19 protein-coding genes are annotated in these 19,552 nt (G+C 56.8%); 12 read left to right on the top strand and 7 right to left on the bottom strand.

Features of this window, described 5'->3' with window-relative positions:
- Nucleotide 1: 1 nt before the first annotated feature.
- Entirely contained in the window at nt 2–778 is a 777-nt protein-coding gene (locus tag VGK23_10490; GenBank protein HEY3420970.1) for an HD domain-containing protein, read from the bottom strand.
- 195 nt (nt 779–973) lie between these two features.
- On the opposite strand from VGK23_10490, the gene VGK23_10485 reads away from it, so the two are divergent.
- From VGK23_10485 to fsa, 3 genes are read left to right on the top strand one after another with little or no spacing between them, the layout of a single operon-like run.
- Nucleotides 974–1,819, top strand: coding sequence for a transketolase (locus VGK23_10485; protein ID HEY3420969.1), 846 nt, complete (start codon nt 974–976; stop codon nt 1,817–1,819).
- Nucleotides 1,816–2,757: a transketolase family protein gene (locus tag VGK23_10480; protein HEY3420968.1), complete on the top strand. Its 942-nt coding sequence runs from the start codon at nt 1,816–1,818 to the stop codon at nt 2,755–2,757. The genes VGK23_10485 and VGK23_10480 overlap by 4 nt, the downstream gene beginning before the upstream one ends.
- 1 nt (nt 2,758) lies before the next feature.
- Nucleotides 2,759–3,406 carry a fructose-6-phosphate aldolase gene (fsa, locus tag VGK23_10475; protein ID HEY3420967.1) on the top strand — a complete coding sequence of 216 codons (648 nt, stop codon included), beginning with the start codon at nt 2,759–2,761 and terminating at the stop codon, nt 3,404–3,406.
- Between the two features lie 129 nt (nt 3,407–3,535).
- Here fsa and VGK23_10470 read toward each other — a convergent pair whose 3' ends face one another.
- Entirely contained in the window at nt 3,536–3,667 is a 132-nt protein-coding gene (locus tag VGK23_10470; GenBank protein ID HEY3420966.1) for a hypothetical protein, read from the bottom strand.
- A gap of 69 nt (nt 3,668–3,736) precedes the next feature.
- Between VGK23_10470 and VGK23_10465 the strand changes: the two genes are divergently transcribed.
- The 3 genes from VGK23_10465 (at nt 3,737) to VGK23_10455 (ending at nt 7,149) form a co-directional block, all read left to right on the top strand.
- Complete coding sequence (locus VGK23_10465; protein HEY3420965.1) at nt 3,737–4,897, top strand: NAD(P)/FAD-dependent oxidoreductase; 1,161 nt, start codon at nt 3,737–3,739, stop codon at nt 4,895–4,897.
- A gap of 39 nt (nt 4,898–4,936) precedes the next feature.
- The gene (locus VGK23_10460; protein ID HEY3420964.1) at nt 4,937–5,959 is read left to right on the top strand and encodes a class I SAM-dependent methyltransferase family protein; all 1,023 of its coding nucleotides are present in this window, start codon (nt 4,937–4,939) and stop codon (nt 5,957–5,959) included.
- Between the two features lie 83 nt (nt 5,960–6,042).
- On the top strand, nt 6,043–7,149 hold the full coding sequence (locus tag VGK23_10455; GenBank protein HEY3420963.1) for a DUF362 domain-containing protein: 1,107 nt from the start codon (nt 6,043–6,045) through the stop codon (nt 7,147–7,149).
- 2 nt (nt 7,150–7,151) lie between these two features.
- Here VGK23_10455 and VGK23_10450 read toward each other — a convergent pair whose 3' ends face one another.
- Nucleotides 7,152–7,529, bottom strand: coding sequence for a helix-turn-helix domain-containing protein (locus tag VGK23_10450; GenBank protein ID HEY3420962.1), 378 nt, complete (start codon nt 7,527–7,529; stop codon nt 7,152–7,154).
- 86 nt (nt 7,530–7,615) lie between these two features.
- Here VGK23_10450 and VGK23_10445 point away from each other — a divergent pair, with 86 nt between their 5' ends.
- Nucleotides 7,616–8,164 (top strand): flavodoxin family protein, encoded by a 549-nt coding sequence (locus VGK23_10445; protein HEY3420961.1) that lies wholly within the window; start codon nt 7,616–7,618, stop codon nt 8,162–8,164.
- A gap of 50 nt (nt 8,165–8,214) precedes the next feature.
- On the opposite strand, the gene VGK23_10440 is transcribed toward VGK23_10445, so the two are convergent.
- Nucleotides 8,215–9,747, bottom strand: coding sequence for a hypothetical protein (locus tag VGK23_10440; protein HEY3420960.1), 1,533 nt, complete (start codon nt 9,745–9,747; stop codon nt 8,215–8,217).
- A 182-nt stretch (nt 9,748–9,929) separates the two neighbouring features.
- Here VGK23_10440 and VGK23_10435 point away from each other — a divergent pair, with 182 nt between their 5' ends.
- The gene (locus VGK23_10435) at nt 9,930–10,661 is read left to right on the top strand and encodes a DUF835 domain-containing protein (GenBank protein HEY3420959.1); all 732 of its coding nucleotides are present in this window, start codon (nt 9,930–9,932) and stop codon (nt 10,659–10,661) included.
- 9 nt (nt 10,662–10,670) lie between these two features.
- Here VGK23_10435 and VGK23_10430 read toward each other — a convergent pair whose 3' ends face one another.
- From VGK23_10430 to VGK23_10420, 3 genes are all read right to left on the bottom strand, one after another.
- Nucleotides 10,671–11,927: a Glu/Leu/Phe/Val dehydrogenase gene (locus tag VGK23_10430; protein ID HEY3420958.1), complete on the bottom strand. Its 1,257-nt coding sequence runs from the start codon at nt 11,925–11,927 to the stop codon at nt 10,671–10,673.
- A 96-nt stretch (nt 11,928–12,023) separates the two neighbouring features.
- Nucleotides 12,024–12,533 (bottom strand): hypothetical protein, encoded by a 510-nt coding sequence (locus VGK23_10425; protein HEY3420957.1) that lies wholly within the window; start codon nt 12,531–12,533, stop codon nt 12,024–12,026.
- A 178-nt stretch (nt 12,534–12,711) separates the two neighbouring features.
- Nucleotides 12,712–13,638, bottom strand: coding sequence for a hypothetical protein (locus VGK23_10420; GenBank protein HEY3420956.1), 927 nt, complete (start codon nt 13,636–13,638; stop codon nt 12,712–12,714).
- A 390-nt stretch (nt 13,639–14,028) separates the two neighbouring features.
- On the opposite strand from VGK23_10420, the gene polX reads away from it, so the two are divergent.
- From polX to VGK23_10400, 4 genes are all read left to right on the top strand, one after another.
- On the top strand, nt 14,029–15,741 hold the full coding sequence (polX, locus tag VGK23_10415) for a DNA polymerase/3'-5' exonuclease PolX (GenBank protein ID HEY3420955.1): 1,713 nt from the start codon (nt 14,029–14,031) through the stop codon (nt 15,739–15,741).
- A gap of 78 nt (nt 15,742–15,819) precedes the next feature.
- A complete protein-coding gene (locus tag VGK23_10410) occupies nt 15,820–16,746 on the top strand; it encodes a ribose 1,5-bisphosphate isomerase (GenBank protein HEY3420954.1) in 927 nt (308 codons plus the stop codon).
- Between the two features lie 24 nt (nt 16,747–16,770).
- Nucleotides 16,771–18,015 carry a RuBisCO large subunit C-terminal-like domain-containing protein gene (locus VGK23_10405; protein ID HEY3420953.1) on the top strand — a complete coding sequence of 415 codons (1,245 nt, stop codon included), beginning with the start codon at nt 16,771–16,773 and terminating at the stop codon, nt 18,013–18,015.
- Complete coding sequence (locus VGK23_10400) at nt 18,012–19,532, top strand: AMP phosphorylase (protein HEY3420952.1); 1,521 nt, start codon at nt 18,012–18,014, stop codon at nt 19,530–19,532. Before VGK23_10405 ends, VGK23_10400 begins: the two co-directional genes overlap by 4 nt.
- Nucleotides 19,533–19,552 lie beyond the last annotated feature (20 nt).

Below are 19,552 nucleotides of genomic sequence, written 5' to 3'. Positions count from 1 at the left end.
GTCAGAGCTTCAGGCTCTCCACTATCCTGGTCTCTTCCTTCGGGACATGAACCGATATCTCGATCTTGTCCCTGATCCCTGATTTTTCTATCTTGTCCCGCAATAGCTCGTCTATCTGGAATATCCCGGCAGAGTTGTTCATGGTGATGTCCACATGTATCGGTATGTCCTTTCCTTCGACAACGCGGACCTTTTCTATAGCCAAGGCAGAAACCGAGTGGATATTGATGCTCCCGGCGCGGAACGGTACCCTGGCCCGCCCCTTCTCCATGTCCAGCGCATCTGCCACCCGCACCACCCCTGCCTCGAGGGTCAATGGGAAGATATCCTCATGGTGCGAAATCATGGCATGCATGGTCTCCACCATCATGATGGTCCTTTCAGCCTCATCGTACAAACCCTCCAGAATACGTTTTATGATCGGCGGGGCGAGAATGAGCGACATCTCCTCATGATTGGTCCGGTGGATCGAATGCCCGATGTCGTGCAACGAGGCGGCCAGGACCACGACCACCTCGGCGTCGGAGATTCCCAGCCCGTAGTTCTTCACGATGCCGGGCTTCATGCCCTTGTCCACGAGCATCTGGAGCATTTTGAGCGCCAGCTTTGAGACGATCTTGATGTGCGTCGGGCCATGATCGGAATAACCCATCCGGTCAATGGCGGTGATATTGGATGCCTTCCATAGGGTTCGTACCTCCACATCGTTGTTGAGCCTTTCTACCACCTGCTCGAGGACGGCATTGCCCCCGCACGGAATATCATAACAGTACGCCATCGTGTCAGTATCTGAATGTCACCATATTAAATGGAATGGAAGGTACGGGCCATCGACAAGGCGGTTTTTCACCCCTTCTTGGGAGATTCTTGCCGGATGAGCAACGCCTCTATTTCCTCCCGATTGCCGTCAGAAGGCACAAAAAGTTATTAAATAGAACCGGGCCATTGACCAACCCCCATCCCATCCTTAGAGGTGCTCTTCGTGTCCTCGTATAACGACGATACTATCCTTAATCTTGAGAAAAAAGCCAATATACTCCGCCGCCACGTCATTAGGATGACGTTTGCCGCAGGGTCTGGACATCCCGGCGGATCACTTTCCTCCGCGGACATTGTGACCGCCCTATTCTTCGACATCATGAATCACCGGTCAAAGGAGCTGGATTGGCCCGACCGGGACCGTTTCGTACTCTCCAAGGGACATGCGGCGCCGATCTACTATGCCGCGCTGGCAGAGAGCGGATACTTCCCGATAGAGGAGCTGGCAACGCTAAGAAAGATAGGATGTCGTTTGCAGGGACATCCATGCCGCACCAAGACCCCTGGAGTAGAGATGTCCACTGGCTCCCTCGGGCAAGGCCTGAGCGCGGCCAACGGGATGGCGTTGGCGGCAAAATTGGACAAGAAGTCCTATCGTGTTTATTGCATATGCGGTGATGGTGAGATGGCGGAAGGGCAGATATGGGAGGCGGCCATGTTGGCCTCCCACTACAAGCTGGACAATGTGCTCACCTTCGTAGACCGGAACAAACTTCAGATCGATGGAACCACCGAGAGCATAATGTCCCTGGAGCCGCTGGCCGACAAGTGGAAGGCCTTCGGGTGGAACGTCCTGGAGATCGACGGACACAACATGAGGCAGATCCTCGATGCGGCGAACCGGGCCAAGGAGACCAAGGGTAAGCCTACCGTCGTGATCGCCCACACCATCAAGGGCAAAGGTGTCTCCTTCATGGAGAACAACCTGGCATTCCACGGGAAATCGCCCACGGCGGATGAGACCCGGCGCGCCCTGAGAGAACTGGGGGAAGACCAATGAAGTGGACCTATAGCAGCCAAAGGAAGGAGTACGGCAAGGCATTGGTCGAGTTGGGACGCTCCCGGAACGACATCGTGGTGCTTGACGCCGACCTGTCCGGTTCGACCAGGACGGCCGATTTCGGCAAGGAGTTCCCGGAACGGTTCTTCAACGTCGGCATAGCCGAACAGAACATGATCGGTACCGCAGCCGGTCTGGCGGCCTCGGGAAAGACAGTGTTCGCCTCGACCTTTGCGGTGTTCGCGACCGGCCGCTGCTTCGATCAGATCAGGCAGTCGGTGGCCTACCCGAAAATGAACGTCAAGATCGCTGCCACCCATGCCGGGATCAGCGTTGGTGGCGATGGTGCATCGCACCAGACGATGGAGGACATCGCCCTGATGCATACTCTGCCCAACATGACCATCGTCGTCCCCGGGGATGCCACAGAGGCGTTCAAGGCGACCAAGGCGGTGGCCGCCCGGCCTGGACCCTGCTACCTGCGTATGGGGCGCGTCGACGTGCCCAACTTCACTGACGCTGGCACTCCATTCGAGATCGGCAAGGCAACGATGCCGATCGATGGTTCCGACATAACGCTGGTGGGTACCGGTCAGATGGTCTCGGCCTGCCTGGAGGCGGCGGAGGCCCTCAAGACCAAAGGCATCTCGGCCAGAGTGCTCAACATGTCGACGGTCAAACCGCTCGATGAGGAAGCGCTGCACAAGGCGGCGACCGAGACCGGAGGGATCGTGACCGCAGAGGAGCACAATGTCATCTCCGGACTGGGATCATACGTTGCTTCTTATCTGGTGGAGCACCGCCCGGTGCCGATGAGGCGCGTCGGCATGGCCGATGTGTTCGGCGAATCGGGTGAGAGCGAAGAGCTAATGACGAAGTACGGGCTGACGATGGACAAGGTCGTTTCAGCCGCAGAGGATGTAATCAGGAGGCGTTAGGATGAAGATCTTCATTGACACGGCAAACATCGAACAGATCAAAGAGGTTAACAGCTGGGGGATCCTGGACGGAGTGACCACGAACCCGTCACTGGTGGCCAAGGAGAATAAGGACTTTTCCACCCTGGTCAAGGAGATCTGCGCGGTCGTGAACGGTCCGATCAGCGTCGAGGCGGTCAACACAACCGCGGCGGAGATCGTCCCAGAGGCGAGGAAGATCGCCGCCGGGAACAAGAACATCGTGGTCAAGATCCCAATGACCGAGGAGGGGCTGAAGGCCACCAAGATACTGGCCTCCGAGGGCATAAAGGTCAACATGACGCTGATCTTCTCGGCCAACCAGGCGCTGCTGGCGGCAAAGGCCGGGGCGCGCTATGTCTCTCCCTTCGTGGGCAGGCTGGATGACATCGGCCAGAACGGAATGGACCTGATCGCCGAGATCATGGACATCCTGGAGAACTACGAATTCGACTGCGAGGTGATCGTGGCCTCGGTACGGGACCCGATCCATGTCACCGAGGCTGCCAGGCTCGGGGCCCATGTGGCCACCATCCCGTACGACGTGCTGAAGAAGATGTTCAAGCACCCCCTCACCGACTCTGGGATCGAAAGGTTCCTCAAGGACTGGGAGAAGGTAAGCAAGAAGTGACCGGCACGCCCGTGCCTTTTTTCCGCCGCAGGGCGGCGTACCATTATTTTTATATCCACTAACGTACAAAAATCGGCGGATGGCCTCTCCGTTCAAGGAGCAGAAACTGATGTTGCTGCAGCGGCATCATCATGTTTTGCTACAAGCGTCCTTATTCTCAACATCCAGGACCGCGAACGGGCTAACATCGTTCCTTACGTTCTGAGGAACTTCCTCTTGGTCATTGGGCGTCACCACCGCTGCCCTGGTAGCGGCGTTCACGCTCCTGGTCTCTAGGCACAGATGCCGACGACCAAAGTGGTTAATATCGGCGGAGATTTGCATGGGGTAATGGAGTCGGACCTGGTCATCGTGGGAGGAGGGCCCGTGGGATGCGCCGTAGCGGCGATCACCGCGAAGAGGTACTCTACCCTCATCATGGAGGAGCACAAGGATGCTGGGGTCCCGGTCCAATGTGCCGGGCTGGTGACGCCCCGGGTCATCGACATGGTGGGAGCCCAGGATACCGTTCTGAACCGAATAAACGGAATGGTCCTGCATTTTCCAGGGGGAGAGATCATCCGCCTGGACGGTAAGGAGACCAAGGCCGTGGTGGTCGATCGGTTAAGGTTCGACCGGCGCTGCATGGAGCGTGCCGTGGCCGCCGGGGCCAGTTACGTTGCCGGGACAAAGTTCCTGGACTTCGCCTCCATGGAGAATGGCATGATCGTCCGGGCCGAAGACCGCGAGGATATCCACTGCAGGCTCCTAGTGGGTGCGGACGGTTACAAATCTACAGTATCGAAGATGGCCGGCCTTCCCGCTCCCCGGGACATGGTCAAGGGCATAGAGAGCGATATCGACCACCGCATGGATGAACAGACCCATGTCCATGTCTTCCTGGGGAACAAGGTCGCTCCCGGCTTCTTTGCCTGGAAGATACCGTGCGGGAATTTCACTCGCATCGGCCTGTGCGTATCGGAGGGTTACGGCCCGCCGAGCGGTTACCTCAAATCTCTGATCGAATCCGAGAAGCTGGAGAGCGCGAAGAGACTGGACAACTATTCCGGGGTGATCCCCCTAGGCACTCGGAAGAGGACATACGCCGACAGGGTCATCATAACCGGAGACGCGGCCGCCATGGCCAAGCCGCTCAGTGGAGGAGGGCTGTATACCGGGATCCTGTCGGCGGAATGTGCCGCGGAGACTGCCCTTGCAGCACTGGATAAGAACGACCTCAGTGCAGGGTCGCTCTCCCAGTATCAGAACCTCTGGAAGGAAAGGATAGGCAGGGAACTGGACCGGGGTTACCGGGTCAGAAAGGTGTTCGTGAGGCTGAGCGACAAGAAGCTCGACGACGTGGGCAAACTGATGTCACGACCGGCGGTCCAGGAGATACTGGAAACGGGAGATATCGATAGACCGACGGAGCTCGCACCGGCGGTCCTACGTTCGGTGCCTTCACTCCTTCGATTCTCACCGCAGATACTAGGTTCGCTGCTGTTCAAGTAATCGGAAGGTTTGTATCGACGGCCTCCTTTTTGAACGCTCATGAGATGCGCACAGGTGGCCCGGCTGGAAGCGGAAACGGTCCGCAAGAGGCTGAACATCAGAGGCTATGTGCGCAAGGATGTCAGGATCATCGAGCAAGGAGAATTCGTTCTGCTGCCCCTTACCGAAAAGGTCGATCAGCAGGTGATCGACCAGGAATGCCTGGTCATCGTCGATGGATACCCCCGGGAAAGGGAGCGCTATCGGGCACCCTTTGAGATCATCAAGGAGGATCTGGCCTTACCGGATGAGCTGGGGGACCTGCTCCCTTACAAGTGGGAGATGTTGGGCGACGTGCTCATCGCCAAGTTCCCACAAGAACTACGGCCCTATCTAAAGAGGATTGCCAAGACCTACGCTGAGGAACTGGGCGCCAAGACCGTCCTGGACGAGCGAGGATACATCGACGGCCAGTTCCGCACCCCGAAGATGGAGGTCGTCTACGGCTCGGAAACGGTGACCGTCCATCATGAGGGCGCGATCCTGTACCAGTTGGACGTGGCCAAGCTGATGTTCTCCTCCGGCAACTTCGATGAGAAGAAACGCATGGGAGAGCTCGACTGTACCGGGGAGACCGTCGTGGACATGTTCGCCGGCATCGGTTACTTCACACTGCCGCTGGCCAAGCTTGCCCATGCAAAGCGAGTGATAGCTTGCGAGATCAATCCCTTGGCCCACCACTATCTGAGAAGGAACCTGGTCCTTAACGGGGTCGAAAGCATAGTGGAGACCTACCTGGGAGATAACCGTTCACTTCCCTATGAGAACATCGCCGACCGGATCGTCATGGGTTACATCGGCTCGACCGAGGCCAGCCTTCCCAAGGCTATGGACCTTATCAAGAAGGGCGGGATCATCCACTATCACGATGTGTGCTCGGTCGATGAGATACCGGGAAAGATGGTGAAGGCATTCGCCAAGGCATCTGGTGCTAGGAGGTTCGAGGTTCTCCAGGTGAAAGAGGTAAAGGCCTATGCCCCGTGCAAGTCGCACATGGTGATGGATGTCATGGTGACCGATTGAAGCCATCCATGGGAACGGCCCGCGGTATTGATGGATAATAATAGGACCTCCGCGAATTACCGTATCCAAATGGGATGAGGCTCGTGTCAGCTAAAGTCTATTTCTGCAACCTGAGGACGAGGACGGAGAAAGGGAACAAGGTAAACAAGGTAGGAGACCTGTTCACCGAGGGCGGACTTGGGGAAACGGTAAAGCCGGGAGACCTCACCGCCATCAAAATCCATTTCGGCGAGAGGGGCAACGACTCATATGTCAATCCGGTCTTCGTGAGAAAGGTGGTGGACCGGGTCAAGGCATGCGGCGGCAATCCATTCCTCACGGACACCAACACTCTGTACTCCGGCAGCAGGCACAACGCGGTGGACCACCTGGTGACCGCCTTGGAGCACGGTTTCGATTATACTGTCACCGGGGCGCCCCTGATAATCTCTGATGGATTGCGGGGCGAGAACTATGTCGATGTACCGATAGGTAAGAAGCATTTCCAGAGCGTAAAGCTTGCCAGGGACATTGTCTCCGCCGACGGCATCATCGCGCTGACCCATTTCAAGGCCCACGAGATGACCGGTTTCGGAGGTGCGATCAAGAACATCGCCATGGGCGGAGCTCCGGCCATCGGGAAGAAGGAGCAGCACAGCTGCCGGATGGAGTCGAACCGCGACGTATGCATCGGCTGCGGCGCCTGCGCCTCGGTCTGTCCAGAAGGGGCGATAACACTGCCAGACAACAAAGCGACGATATCTGCCGAGGACTGCATAGGTTGCGGTGAGTGCCTCACCGTCTGTCCAGAAAAGGCCATCGACATCAACTGGGAAGCGGACGTGCCCAGGATGGTGGAGAGGATGACCGAGTACGCCTATGGTGTGGTCAAGCCGCATGCGAAGAAGATGGGCTACATCAATTTCCTGATCAACATAACTCCTGATTGTGATTGTGCCCCGTGGAGCGACGCCCCCATCGTGCCGGACATCGGTTTCGTGGCATCCACCGACCCGGTTGCCATAGACCAGGCGAGCTATGACCTGGTGAACAGGCAGATAGGGCTGGCGGATTCCCTGCTGAAAGATAACCTGGAGGCGGGATTGGACAAGTTCAAGGGCCTGAGGCAAAACACGAACGGCGAGCTCCAGCTGAGCTATGGAGAGGAGATAGGCTTGGGAAGCCGGAAGTATGAGCTGGTCAGCCTCTGATCCTACTTCTTCAGTGCGCACCGGCAATTCGAAGGACAGCCCATCCATGACCTTCCATCGATATTGGCCACCCCCCATCTGGCCATATCGATCATTATCGGCACCAGGCTGATCGCCTTCGGTGTGAGGCTGTACTCCACCCGGGGCGGGATCTCTGGGTACATCTTGCGCGTGACCAGTCCGTCGTGTTCCAGCTCGCGGAGCTGTTTGGTGAGCATCTTCGGCGAAATATCTGGCATCTCCGTCATTAGCTGGTTGAAGCGGAGCTTGTCGTCCCTGAGCTTCCAGAGGATGACCGTCTTCCACTTTCCCCCGATCATCATAACGGTGGCCTCGATGGGGCACTCGGCATGTTTAGGCTCAGGATAGGGATCTTCCATAAGTATCCAAATGGATAGCTAATATAATAGAATATTGTACTTCATTGAAATATAGTGACTTCTATCGGTATAGCTGAGGATTCTTTATGAAAGTCATCGGTATCGCAGGAAGCCCAAGGAAGAATGGCAACTCGGAAACGCTGGTCCAGGCGGTATTGGACGGAGCCAAGGAGAAGGGACATGCCACGGAGATCTTCCTCCTGAATGAGATGAGCTATAAGGGATGTCAGGCCTGCTTGTACTGCAAGACCCATGACCGCTGCAAGCTCGAGGACGATATGACGCCGCTCATGGAAGCGATAAAGGTGGCGGACGCCGTCGTTCTGGGGGCCCCGATCTACATGGGCCAGCTGAACGGCCAGTTCAGACTGTTCGAGGATCGGCTCTACCAGTTCCTCGGAACCGATTTCAAGGTCAGCCTGAACCCGGGGAAGAAGGCGATCGTGATCACTACCCAAGGCAACCCCGACCCGAAGGCTTTCGAGAGCGCCGCCCACGGGCTCGCCGGCATCCTGAAGCTATATGGGTTCCACCTGAACGACACGATCCAGCTGACCGCGGCGAACAGTCCTGCGACCGCAAGGCAGAACAAGGAACTGATGGAACGGGCTTTGAAGGACGGTCGGGCGCTCTAACGGGCACAGAACCGACCTTGATCACTTCCCCCCTGCCGAAGACAGGGGCCTCAATTCTTTTCCAACACCGCCGGTTCGGACGCCCCGGACGCTGCCAACAAGTTCCGCAACGCCTCATCGTACTGGGACCCGGTCGATTCCAGCATTTTCTGTGCGAACTGTGCCAGATAGATTCCATAGTCGGTCTCCTCCTTGTTGAACTGCCAGTTCTTTGACGTGTCACCGGCCGAGTTGAGGAAGGCGAAGGATATCGACTTGATCCGATGGTCCTTCTGCCGGCCCTTTTCCGTAGCCCGGACCATTGCATCCTTGCCTTCGGTCTTGAAGGTTCTGGCCAGCAGATCGGCGTAGGCGCCTATCTCACCCAGCTTGGAATACCTGGGCAGAGCGCTGGAGATATTCAGGTTCTGTTCCATCCGCCTTGCTTCCTGCACCATCTGGGGCGGGGTGAGGTCCGTCCTTTTCAACAGGTCCTCGATAACACCCTGCGACGCCACCGCCTCAAGCAGTGTCTGCCTGTTCGGTTCCCATATGTCGGTGATTATCTTACCTGCCTGATTGCTTGAGGAGACGATGGAGACGTTCTTCACCTCAAGAAGATGGTTGAGCGCCATCATCTCGGACTCGTTCCCCTTCACGTCGGCCAGGAACTTGTTCTTGTCGTGTCCGTAGCAATCCGCCCCGGAAATGTAGACCGATTCCATCCAGCGCGTGGTGACGTTCAGCTCCTCGATGTAGCGGTTGATCAGCTCCTTGTCGCTGATCTTCCCGTCCATATACGACCGTTTGAGGTCGTCGCTCATCTCGAACGCTTTCTTGGACGGGCAATCAGCGCAATCGGATGCTATGCAGTGCAGCTTACGCTCCACATTGACCTCGAAATCATCGTTGGTCTGATTGGCTGCGATGCGGGATGAGAGCCAACTGATCAAATTGACCTCTTTGGCACATTCATGGCAGACCCTTACCTCTTTCCCGGATGATTTCCAATTGATTATCAGGCAGGCGTCAGATTCCGGGTGGCCGCAGGTGAGCCCTTTGAGCTTGTACTCGGATTGTTCAAGCATCTCGGTGACATATTTGTCCGGAACATCGGCCCCGGCCTCGGAACAGAACAATCGTTCGTTGGTGGAATAGATGTGAAGGTCGCGTTTCTTCGCGATGTCGAAATAGGCGAGCAGCCTCAGGTCCGGGTCGTCGAAATGCTGGATGCCGATAAGCTTCTCCCGGTCGACCTTGCCCCTGACGGCGAATGAGACCTCTCCGACGGGCAATTGGGCGGCGGTCAGATAGGGGATCTTTCCGGAAGCGGCCAGGGAGATCGCGGCTGCATAGGCACGTACCAGCTGGTCACCGTGCATCGCCATCTTGTTTAGCTTATCTGGATCGTCCTTGTAATTGGAGACCTTCTCGATCTTCCGTTGGACCTTGTCGAAGCGGCACTTACGGCACTTTTCGCCAGAACACTGAGGAATGATGATGGCCGGATTGTCACGCAGCATCTTCGACGTCTCGATGAGGCCTTTCTCCAACGCCTTTGGGGTGGCCTTGACCCCTCTGAACTTGACTTGTTGGGTCGGCATCCGGCGGTTAGTAGGCTCCTAATCATAAAAGACTTTCTCAAGGTTCTTCCGGCTGGAACGTAAATGGACATCGGAAAGGTCGAATTGGTTATGCTGATGCTCCAAATCGTCGCCAAGTTCCTGTTTGATTTTAGCGAACATAAGGTTAAATCTCGGCCTCGGCTATTCACTATATGGGATGCATGTCTGATCAGGAGTCCCTTTCGAGGGGTTACATCAAAGGCTATGAGGATGGTCTTCGCGAGGCGCTAGAGGAGCTGATCTCCACCACCATGAAGCGCAACTTCACGACGACGGAGATCCAGCTCTTGGCGAAGAACCAGCGCTTTGCGATCGAGGACAAGGTCAAGGGTAGGAAACGCAAGATACTGAGGGAGACCGGCATCGATCTCAGTGACGATAGCCAGAAGCATGAGCTGCAGATGTCCTTCGAACCGATGAGGACCTATCTCATCAAAGAGAAGGAAAGGCCGGACCAGGCTTTCAAGATATTCTCTTCCCTGGTCAACATGGGTATGATCGGCCTGTGCATTTCCAGGCTCCCTCCAGAGGTGGCACAAAGACGGTTTGGGGATAAGTGCACCATCGTTTGGCTCACCAAATCGGACCCGCCAGCCGCCGACGTGGATCCTGAGCAGAAGTGGAGGGAAAGATACCTCGCCCCCACCGACCTTTCCAAGGTGCAGAGCGCCATAAAGCTCTTCCTGGCAGCGAACAAGGACAAATCGACGGTCATTCTGCTCGAGGGTGTGAACATGATGATCACGAACAACGACTTCAAAGGATTCCTGAAGATGGTCCAGAAGCTGAAGGACGATGTCTACTCGGCGCGTTCCATATTGCTGATACCCGTTGAACCGGCCACGATGGAGCAGATGGAGTTCAAGCTGCTCCAGAGCGAGCTTGAACCCTGAATGTTTTACCTAGGGGAATATTCCCCTGAGCTGGATGGCCCTGGCGACATCGCCCATGGCGATCATGTCCGCGGCGGTGCGCATGTCCACCTCCCTAGAATGGGACAGGGCGATGACCTTGTCATATGCACTGGTCATGACCTGACGCAGCCTTGCATTGACCTCGTCCAGCGTCCAGAAGAAGAACTGCAGGTCCTGGACCCATTCGAAATAGGAGACGGTGACGCCCCCAGCGTTGGACAGGATGTCTGGGACGACCATGATGTCCTTCTGCAGAAGGATCTCGTCCGCCTTGGGCGTCGTTGGCCCGTTCGCCCCTTCCACTATGATCTTGGCCGCGATACGGTCCGCATTCTTCTCGTTGATGACATTCTCCAAGGCCGCCGGGACCAGGACGTCGCAGTTCAGTTCCAGAAGTTCGTAATTCTCGATGTTCTTGGCATCTGGATAGTCGTGAAGGGAGCCGGTCTGTCTCTTATACTTCTCGACACTGGCCACGTTCAGCCCGTCCCGATTGTATATGCCGCCATGGGAATCGCTCAGCGCCACTATCTTGGCACCCAGCTCTTTCTCCATGAGCCTGGCGGCGTTGCCCCCTACGTTCCCGAAGCCTTGGATGGCGATGCTCGCATCCTTAAGCCTGATCTCCTTGGTCTTGGCGGCCTCCTCAGCGATGTACATCAACCCCCGTGATGTCGCCTCATCCCGTCCGATCGATCCGCCGAGTTCCACCGGCTTGCCGGTGACCACTTGTGGCATCGCAGATCCTTCATGCATCGCTATGGTATCCATGATCCAGGCCATCACCTGTGCGTCAGTATAGACATCTGGAGCGGGGATGTCGGTCTGAGGTCCGATGAACGAGTAGATGTCCGAGGCATACCTACGCGACAGATGTTCCAGTTCGTTCTTGGACATCTCCTTGGGATTACAGATCACACCGCCCTTGGCACCGCCGAAAGGAATGCCCACCACCGTGCACTTCCAGGTCATCCACATGGCCAACGCCTTGACCTCGTCCAGCGTGACGTTCGGATGATACCTGATGCCGCCCTTGCAGGGACCCCGGGCATTGTTGTGCTGGACTCGGAACCCGGTGAACATGTGGACCGCCCCATCGTCCATTTTGACCGGCATGTGTACGGTCAATTCTCGCCTAGGCTGACGCAGCATGTCTATCATGTCCCGCTGCATGTCCATCATCTTGCCGACCCTTTCCACATGGGAAACGGCGGTCTCATAGGGATTGTAAGTCTCTTCTGCCAAGATCTCACCTTCCCGAATTCATTGGAGCGTCGTGGTCTTAAGGTCTTCGCATTTGACCGCTCTAGCTCCGACCATTGTTCCTCTCTTGGTGACGATTCACTGAACCGTAAGCTTGCCTTCGACGATCTGTCCACCCGACGGGTTGTAGATGAGATGGAACGTTACCTGGGTGCCGCTCGGTTGATAGGCGTTGTTCCCAGTGGCATTGTTGATCGGGCCGATGATAAAATCGTCTCCCTCGGAGAGATATCCCTGTTTTCCCACATCGTTGACCCTGAGGCTGTAACCGGTGGCGTTCCCGCTGTCGATAGGTATGTTCAATGACGAGGAGGCGATGAACGCATATGCATCGCTGCGATGATCATCGATGGTCAGAGAGACGGCACAGTCCGTTATCCGAACATTGGTCTGGCTTATCGCAACAAGGTTGAACACCCAGCTGCCTGAGACGTTCGATCCGGCCGGCATCGCACCGACAGGGGTCGGAGGGTCGTAAATCGGCGGGTGGTTGGAGTATTGAACAGCTAGGATCGCTGCCACCGAGATTATCAGGACAGATATGACCAATATCCCGATGTTCCTTTTTCCTAATTTGGATCGCAACACGGAAGAGCCCTCCTCGATCGGTCAAACGAACGGTCCATGTGTGCCGCCACCGTCCTTACAAACCCTGGAGCCCCCAAATTCACCAACTCCCTCAACAATCATCGTCAATTGGGTATTTGTTAACTTATATGGGAGATAAAGAAAAAAGAAAGATGGGTCGGCAGACCCAACAAAGAGATCAGACGGTCAGGAAGCCGGTTGCGAACCCTCCGGTCTGGGTGTTCGTCAGGATGACAATGATGGCTGTTCCCGCAGGCTGGTTGGCATTATTTCCGGTCACATTTCCGATCGGACCGAACCTGAACATGTCATTACTTGACAGGTATCCTGAAGCTCCAGAGTCCACGATGGTGAGGTCGTAACCGGTGGCGGTTCCGGCACTGATCGGGATATTCAGTCTTAGGGTCGATGGTATCGACACCGCAGAGCTCAATTTGCCTCCCATGCTCAGTTGGATCCTACAATCGGTGAACCTAACGCTGGCCGAATTGACCGAACTGATCTTGAAATTCCAATATCCAGAATTGTTGGTTCCCAGTGAAAATGTTGCCAATGGATTGATTTGTTCCGTGGGACCGAAGTCGAAGAAGCTCATACCCTGATCGCCCATTGACCTGTCCTTGGCCCAATCATCTGAGAGGTACATGAATATGTCAAAATACCACTTCCCATCCACCTTGGACAGAAGCATGTATGAGGTCACGGTGGTGGAATCCGAGGAGTTCTTGACCGTCACCTTGACGAATTGTGAATCCTGGATGGTTATGCCGTAAAGGGTCTGGAACACGGCCGTGAAGTTTGTCACATCCATCTTGATATCGGCCGGTGCGGATGATACTGGAACATCTTCCATGCTGATGACCTCGACATGGTACATTGCGATGTAACCGCTTGTCATGCTGCCGATGTAGACGGAACGGTTAGCAGTGTCAAAATGAAGGATCGTAGCGTCTATCATCTTTGTAGCGTCGTTGCTCTTTGCATCGTCGAGGAAGGTGTTCAAGGTTGATTGTGGAGTGGACTGCGAGGATGCTTTCGGCATTACGAAAAACACCGCTGCCAAGACCAATATGACCACCACGATGACTGCCGCAAAAGCGATCATCAATGTTTTCTTGTTCGTGTGTCTGGGCGTTGGTGGTTGGTAAATCGGCGCCGACTGCGCCGGTAATGGTGATCCGCACTTACCACAGAAACTCCCATTCGGATTGTCAAACCCGCATTTTGGACATATCATCTCTTAACTTCCTTTATTACTGGCCAAAGGATGGCGGGGTAGAATATTTGATTATATCTGACTGTGTGATAAGCCGTGAAAATTACGTCGAGAACGCATCGTCAATTATGGATCGACCTGTTAGACCTCCAGACCTCGCAGTTACCTTGCTTTCCCAGTGTATTGAATGAGGAAGACGGACAATGTTCAAGACAGAATCCATTCAGGGTTGGTTCGGAAAGCATTATCTCTTGAGGTTTGGAATCATCATATGATTACATGCTCAACGAAAAGGTCGCGTCCATCCTCTACGAGATCGCGGACCTCTTGGAATTGAAAGGGGGCGAACCGTTCAAGCCGCGCGCGTACCGGAACGCCGCCCATGCTATAGAAGAGACGAGGGAGGACATCGAGGATGTGTACAAACGTGGCAAGCTCCGTGAGGTGCCAGGGGTCGGCGATGCCATAGCCAAGAAGGTGGCGGAGATCATCGATACCGGTGAATTGGGCTACCTCACCGAACTTAGGAACGAGTTCCCTTCTGGATTGATCCAGCTCATGGCAGTGCCGGAGATCGGACCGAAGACGACCATGCTGCTGTACAGGCAATTGAACATCACCAGTCTGCAGGAATTGAAGCAGGCGGTCGAACAGCATCGCATCCGCCGGTTGAAGGGATTCGGCCAGAAGACCGAAGAGAACATCCTCAACGGCATCCGCCTGGTGGAGTCGTCGAAGGGAAGGATGCTTCTGAGCAACGCTTACCCGGCGGGCAAGATGATGACCGATTTCCTTCTCGCCCAGGGTGTGGAGCACGTCAGCCTCGCTGGCTCCCTACGCCGCATGAAGGAGACCATCGGCGACATCGATGTGCTGGCCGGCAGCGATGAGCCGGCCCGGGTGATGTACCAGTTTGTCCATGGCCCCGATGTGAAGGAGATAATCGGCCAAGGGCAAACGAAGGCGTCCGTCCGTCTAAAGGATGATGTCCAGGTCGACCTGCTGGTGGTGCCGGACAAGAGCTTCGGGGCTGCATTGCAGTATTTCACCGGCAGCAAGGAGCACAACATCAAACTGCGATCAATGGCGATCGACATGGGTTACAAACTGAACGAGTTCGGGCTCTTCAGGAAGGACACCGACGAGATGGTGGCAGGGCATACCGAGGAGGAGATCTATCGGGTTCTGGGCGTGGATATCATGCCACCGGAGATGCGAGAGGACCGGGGCGAGATCGAGGCGGGAGTGGCACATAACATACCACAGATCGTTGAGCTTTCTGACATCAAGGGCGATTTCCATGTGCACACCGAGATGAGCGACGGAAACACCAGCATGGAGGCGATGGCTGAAGCGGCCCGGCAGAAAGGTTACCAGTACATCGCCGTCACCGACCACTCGGAATCGCTCACCATCGCCGGCGGCCTCTCGGTCGAGCGGCTGAGGAAGAACATCGAAGAGGCGAGAAGGATATCGGAAAAGATGGCCCCGTTCCGTGTTCTCATCGGCACGGAGGTGGAGATCGAGGAGAACGGGAAGCTCGAATACCCGAACGAGGAACTGAAGGAGCTGGACCTGGTGGTAGGGTCGGTTCATTCGAGGTTCAAGATGTCGGAGATGGAGATGACCAACCGGATCATTTCGGCAATGTCGAACGAGAACCTCACGATATTGGCCCATCCCACCGGCAGGAGGATCGGGCAGCGGGAACAGTATCAGGTCAACATCGACCTGGTGATGGAGGCGGCGAAGGAGAAAGGTGTCCTGCTTGAGGTAAACGCCTTCCCGGAACGTCTGGACCTGAACGATGTGAACTGCCGAAAGGCGAGAGAGAAGGGCCTTGACCTGGTCATAAGCACAGATTCGCACAGCATCAAGCACCTCGACTACATGGTCTACGGCGTGGCCATGGCCCGGAGGGGATGGCTCGGTCCGGAGCAAATCATCAACACCCGGCCACTGGCGGAACTGGAAAAGTACCTTGGGATATGAGGCGGGTGCGGTCGGTGAACATCCAGCCGTATCTCTCGGCCAACCTTTATGTCCAGAGAGTAGGTATTACGGCTTTAGATGACGGCCAAGGAAGTTGCCAATGCCATCCGTTCGATGGAGATCAGAGGCGCGGCGGAGATCGCCAGAAGGGCGGCCATCGCCCTCAGGGAGGATGCGTTGGCCTATCAAGGGATCGACTTGGGAGATTTCCGGAAGGCCATGGAGGGCTCGAAGGACCTCCTCCTGGAATCAAGACCCACCGCGGTCTCGCTGTGGAATGGGGTCCATTCGGTGTTCAAGAGGACCGTCGCAATCACCGATCTGGAAGAATACCGTTCCGCCCTGGTGCGCAACGCCGACGAGTTCGTATCCCGCTCCAACGAGGCGTTGAAGATCATCGGCCACCTGGGAGCGAACCGCATACAGGATGGGGACCGGGTCATGACCCATTGCAACAGCAAGGCGGCGCTTAGCGCGATAATCACCGCATGGCAGGAAGGTAAGAAGATAGAGGCGGTGGTCACGGAATCCCGCCCGTGGAGACAGGGAGTGCTCTCCGCTAACGATCTGGCCCGGGCCGGAGTGCCCACCACGATTATAGTCGATTCGGCGGTGCGGTACATGATGAAGGATGTGGACGCGGTGTTCGTGGGGGCGGACACCATCTGCTCGAACGGTGCGCTGATCAACAAGATCGGGACCTCGCAGGTCGCGCTGGCAGCACATGAGGCACGGGTACCGTTCACGGTGTGCGCCGAAACCTTCAAGTTCTCCCCCAGGTCGATATATGGGGAGAAGGTCAAGATCGAGGAGCGGGACGCGACCGAGATAGTAAGACCCGGTGAGATCCCGGCCTCGGTCAGGATATTCAATCCGGTGTTCGATGCCACTCCGCCTGAGTACATCGACTCGATCGTCACCGAGGTAGGGGTCATCCCACCGTTCGCCGCCTATGAGATCATAGTCAGGGAACTGGGACAGGAATTCGTATTCAACGAGCATTGAGATTGGATTTGAGGAGTGAAAGAGATGGAATATTCCGAGAAGTATCTGCACCTGGGCGAGAAGCTCGACCCGGAATCGCACGTGTTCTGCACCTACAAGGTCAAGACCGACCTGCCCATGAAGGAGGCCGCAGCGGCCATCGCGACCGAGCAGTCCACCGGGACCTGGACCACCATCAGCACATTGAAGGAGGAGAACTTTGTCCGCCGCAGCGGAAAGGTGGTCGATATTAAGGGCAACGTGTGCGTGATCGCCTTCCCGACCGAGGACTTCAGCATCGACATCGGGGGCGTTCCCCAGATCCTGAGCGTCGTGGCCGGGAACCTGTTCGGACTGGATGTTCTGACGGGTGTTCGACTGGAGGATGTGGTATATCCGAACGAGATACTCGAGCAGTTCAAAGGCCCGAAGTTTGGGATCGAGGGCCTCAGAAAGATCCTGAAACGATCGGAGAAGCCTCTGGTCGGCACCATCGTGAAGCCCAAGATCGGACTCTCGCCCCGGGAGACCGCCGACTACGTGTACGAGGCCGGAATGGGAGGACTGACCAACGGCAAGGACGATGAAACGCTGGTCAACCAGAAGTTCTGCCCGCTGGAAGACCGAGTGGTGGCGATCGCGGAGGCACTGGACCGGGTCAAGAAGGATTCTGGACATGCCATGATACACGCCATAAACGTCTCCACCCGGGGCGACAAGATATTGGAGGTCGCTCAGCGCGCCCAGGACCTGGGAGCGTCACAGCTCATGGTGGACGTCATCACATGCGGATTCGCCGCGGTCCAGGCACTGGCAGAGGACAGTTCGATCAAGCTGCCGATCCATGTGCACCGGACCATGCACGCGGCCATCACCAGGAACAAGGACCATGGCATCTCCATGAAGGTCTTCGCGGAACTGGCCCGCATGTGCGGGGCGGACGCACTGCACATCGGCACCTACGGCGTAGGCAAGATGACCGGAGACCCGAAGGCCGACCTTGAGTACCAGCACGTTTGCGTTGGACCGGACATGCCATACAAGAGGGTCATGCCGGTCGCATCGGGAGGCGTCCAGCCGGCCATGGTGCCTAAGATAATCGCCATCGCCGGGAACGATGTCCAAATCCAGGCCGGGGGCGGTGTGTCCGGACATCCGCGCGGCGTAAGGGGAGGCGCCATGGCGATGTCCCAGGCGGTCGACGCAGGATATCTCGGCCTCACCGCCGAACAGTATGCCAAGGACCACCTGGAGCTGCGCGAGGCCCTCGAGAAGTGGGGATCGGCATGAAGCTCAAGGCGAGGTTCGTGGACGTGGAGACGGGGGAGACCACGGCCCTGCTGCACATCGAGGACGCCCAGGACATGGCACTGCGCGAACAGGACCGGGTCAGGATAGTCCACGAGGGGAAGGCGGTCACCGCCATCGTCAACACCTCCGACACCGTCATCGACAAGGGCGAGGTGGGGCTGCTGGGACGGGCATTCAAATACATAGGACCGGAGCCCGGAGAGCCGATCGACGTCAACCCCGCCACCCGTCCGGAGTCCGTTGACCACATCCGGAAGAAGATGGACGGAGGGGAACTGACCACCGATGAGATCAACGTGATCGTGAAGGACATCGCCACCAGGACGCTGTCCAACATCGAGCTCTCGGCCTACGTGACGTCGCTGCACATAAACGGCATGAACATCCGGGAAACCGCGGACCTGACCAAGGCGATGGTGAACACCGGGGAGACGATAACGTTCGACAAGGGCCCGATATTCGATTTCCACTCGATCGGAGGCTGCCCGGGAAACAAGGTCACCCTGCTCATCGTCCCGATAGTGGCGGCCGGGGGCCTGCTCATCCCGAAAACCTCGTCCAGGGCGATTAGCTCAGCGGCCGGGACTTCTGACATCGTCGAGGTGTTCGCCAACGTGGACTTTGACGCGGCGAGCTTGAAGCGCATCACCCAGGAAGTGGGGGGCATCATGGCGTGGGGAGGCTCATTGAACCTTGCCCCGGCGGACGACGTGATCATAAAGGCGGAATATCCGCTCGGCATCGACCCGCACGCACAGCTGCTGGCATCGGTCATGTCAAAGAAGAAGGCGGTCGGCGCCGATTACCTGCTAATGGACATCCCGATGGGTGAGGGGACGAAGGTAAGAACGATGGACGAGGCAAAGGCCTATGCCCGAGACTTCATCGACCTGGGGGAGAAGCTGGGCATGAAGGTGGAATGCGCCATCACCTATGGCGGCCAGCCGGTGGGAAGGGCCATCGGACCGGCGCTGGAGGCCCGGGAGGCCATCTCGGTGCTGGAAGGTGGACAGGTACCCACCAGCGTCATCGAGAAGACGATCTCCCTGGCGGGTATGATCTTCGACATGGGCGGGGCGTACAACGGGGAGGAGAAGGCCAAGGAAATACTATCCTCGGGCAAGGCCCTAAAGAAGTTCCGGGAGATCGTAGGAGCCCAGGGCGGCAACCCGGACATCAAGTCCACGGACATCAAGATCGGTGAGCACAGCGTGGATGTGCTGACCAAGAAATCCGGATATGTCTCACGGATCAAGAACAAGGACCTGGTCCGGGTGGCCAGGGCTGCAGGCTCGCCCCGGGATAAGGGAGCGGGAGTGGTGCTCAGCAAGAAGGTGGGAAGCAAGGTCGACCAGGGAGAGACCGTCCTGACAATCTATGCTGACAACGAACAGAAGATGCAGGACGCTCTGGCGGTGGCGATGAAATTGGAGCCGATCATCATCGAGGGCATGGTCCTGGCCAGGATACCGTCGTTCATCCGGACCGTGGGCTGACCGGGAACCCCTTTCTATCC

The sequence above is a fragment of the Methanomassiliicoccales archaeon genome (assembly GCA_036504055.1).
GTDB lineage: Archaea > Thermoplasmatota > Thermoplasmata > Methanomassiliicoccales > UBA472 > DASXVU01.
This window is presented reverse-complemented; position numbering and strand designations above follow the sequence as displayed.

What these genes read in the sequence shown, in the direction of transcription:
- polX (HEY3420955.1), top strand. Translation starts at nt 14,029, where the DNA reads ATGCTCAACGAAAAGGTCGCGTCCATCCTCTACGAGATCGCGGACCTC.
- VGK23_10465 (HEY3420965.1), top strand. Translation starts at nt 3,737, where the DNA reads ATGGAGTCGGACCTGGTCATCGTGGGAGGAGGGCCCGTGGGATGCGCC.
- VGK23_10410 (HEY3420954.1), top strand. Translation starts at nt 15,820, where the DNA reads ATGACGGCCAAGGAAGTTGCCAATGCCATCCGTTCGATGGAGATCAGA.
- VGK23_10420 (HEY3420956.1), bottom strand. Translation starts at nt 13,638, where the DNA reads ATGATCGCTTTTGCGGCAGTCATCGTGGTGGTCATATTGGTCTTGGCA.
- VGK23_10405 (HEY3420953.1), top strand. Translation starts at nt 16,771, where the DNA reads ATGGAATATTCCGAGAAGTATCTGCACCTGGGCGAGAAGCTCGACCCG.
- VGK23_10440 (HEY3420960.1), bottom strand. Translation starts at nt 9,747, where the DNA reads ATGCCGACCCAACAAGTCAAGTTCAGAGGGGTCAAGGCCACCCCAAAG.
- VGK23_10445 (HEY3420961.1), top strand. Translation starts at nt 7,616, where the DNA reads ATGAAAGTCATCGGTATCGCAGGAAGCCCAAGGAAGAATGGCAACTCG.
- VGK23_10490 (HEY3420970.1), bottom strand. Translation starts at nt 778, where the DNA reads ATGGCGTACTGTTATGATATTCCGTGCGGGGGCAATGCCGTCCTCGAG.
- VGK23_10435 (HEY3420959.1), top strand. Translation starts at nt 9,930, where the DNA reads ATGTCTGATCAGGAGTCCCTTTCGAGGGGTTACATCAAAGGCTATGAG.
- VGK23_10450 (HEY3420962.1), bottom strand. Translation starts at nt 7,529, where the DNA reads ATGGAAGATCCCTATCCTGAGCCTAAACATGCCGAGTGCCCCATCGAG.
- VGK23_10480 (HEY3420968.1), top strand. Translation starts at nt 1,816, where the DNA reads ATGAAGTGGACCTATAGCAGCCAAAGGAAGGAGTACGGCAAGGCATTG.
- fsa (HEY3420967.1), top strand. Translation starts at nt 2,759, where the DNA reads ATGAAGATCTTCATTGACACGGCAAACATCGAACAGATCAAAGAGGTT.
- VGK23_10460 (HEY3420964.1), top strand. Translation starts at nt 4,937, where the DNA reads ATGAGATGCGCACAGGTGGCCCGGCTGGAAGCGGAAACGGTCCGCAAG.
- VGK23_10400 (HEY3420952.1), top strand. Translation starts at nt 18,012, where the DNA reads ATGAAGCTCAAGGCGAGGTTCGTGGACGTGGAGACGGGGGAGACCACG.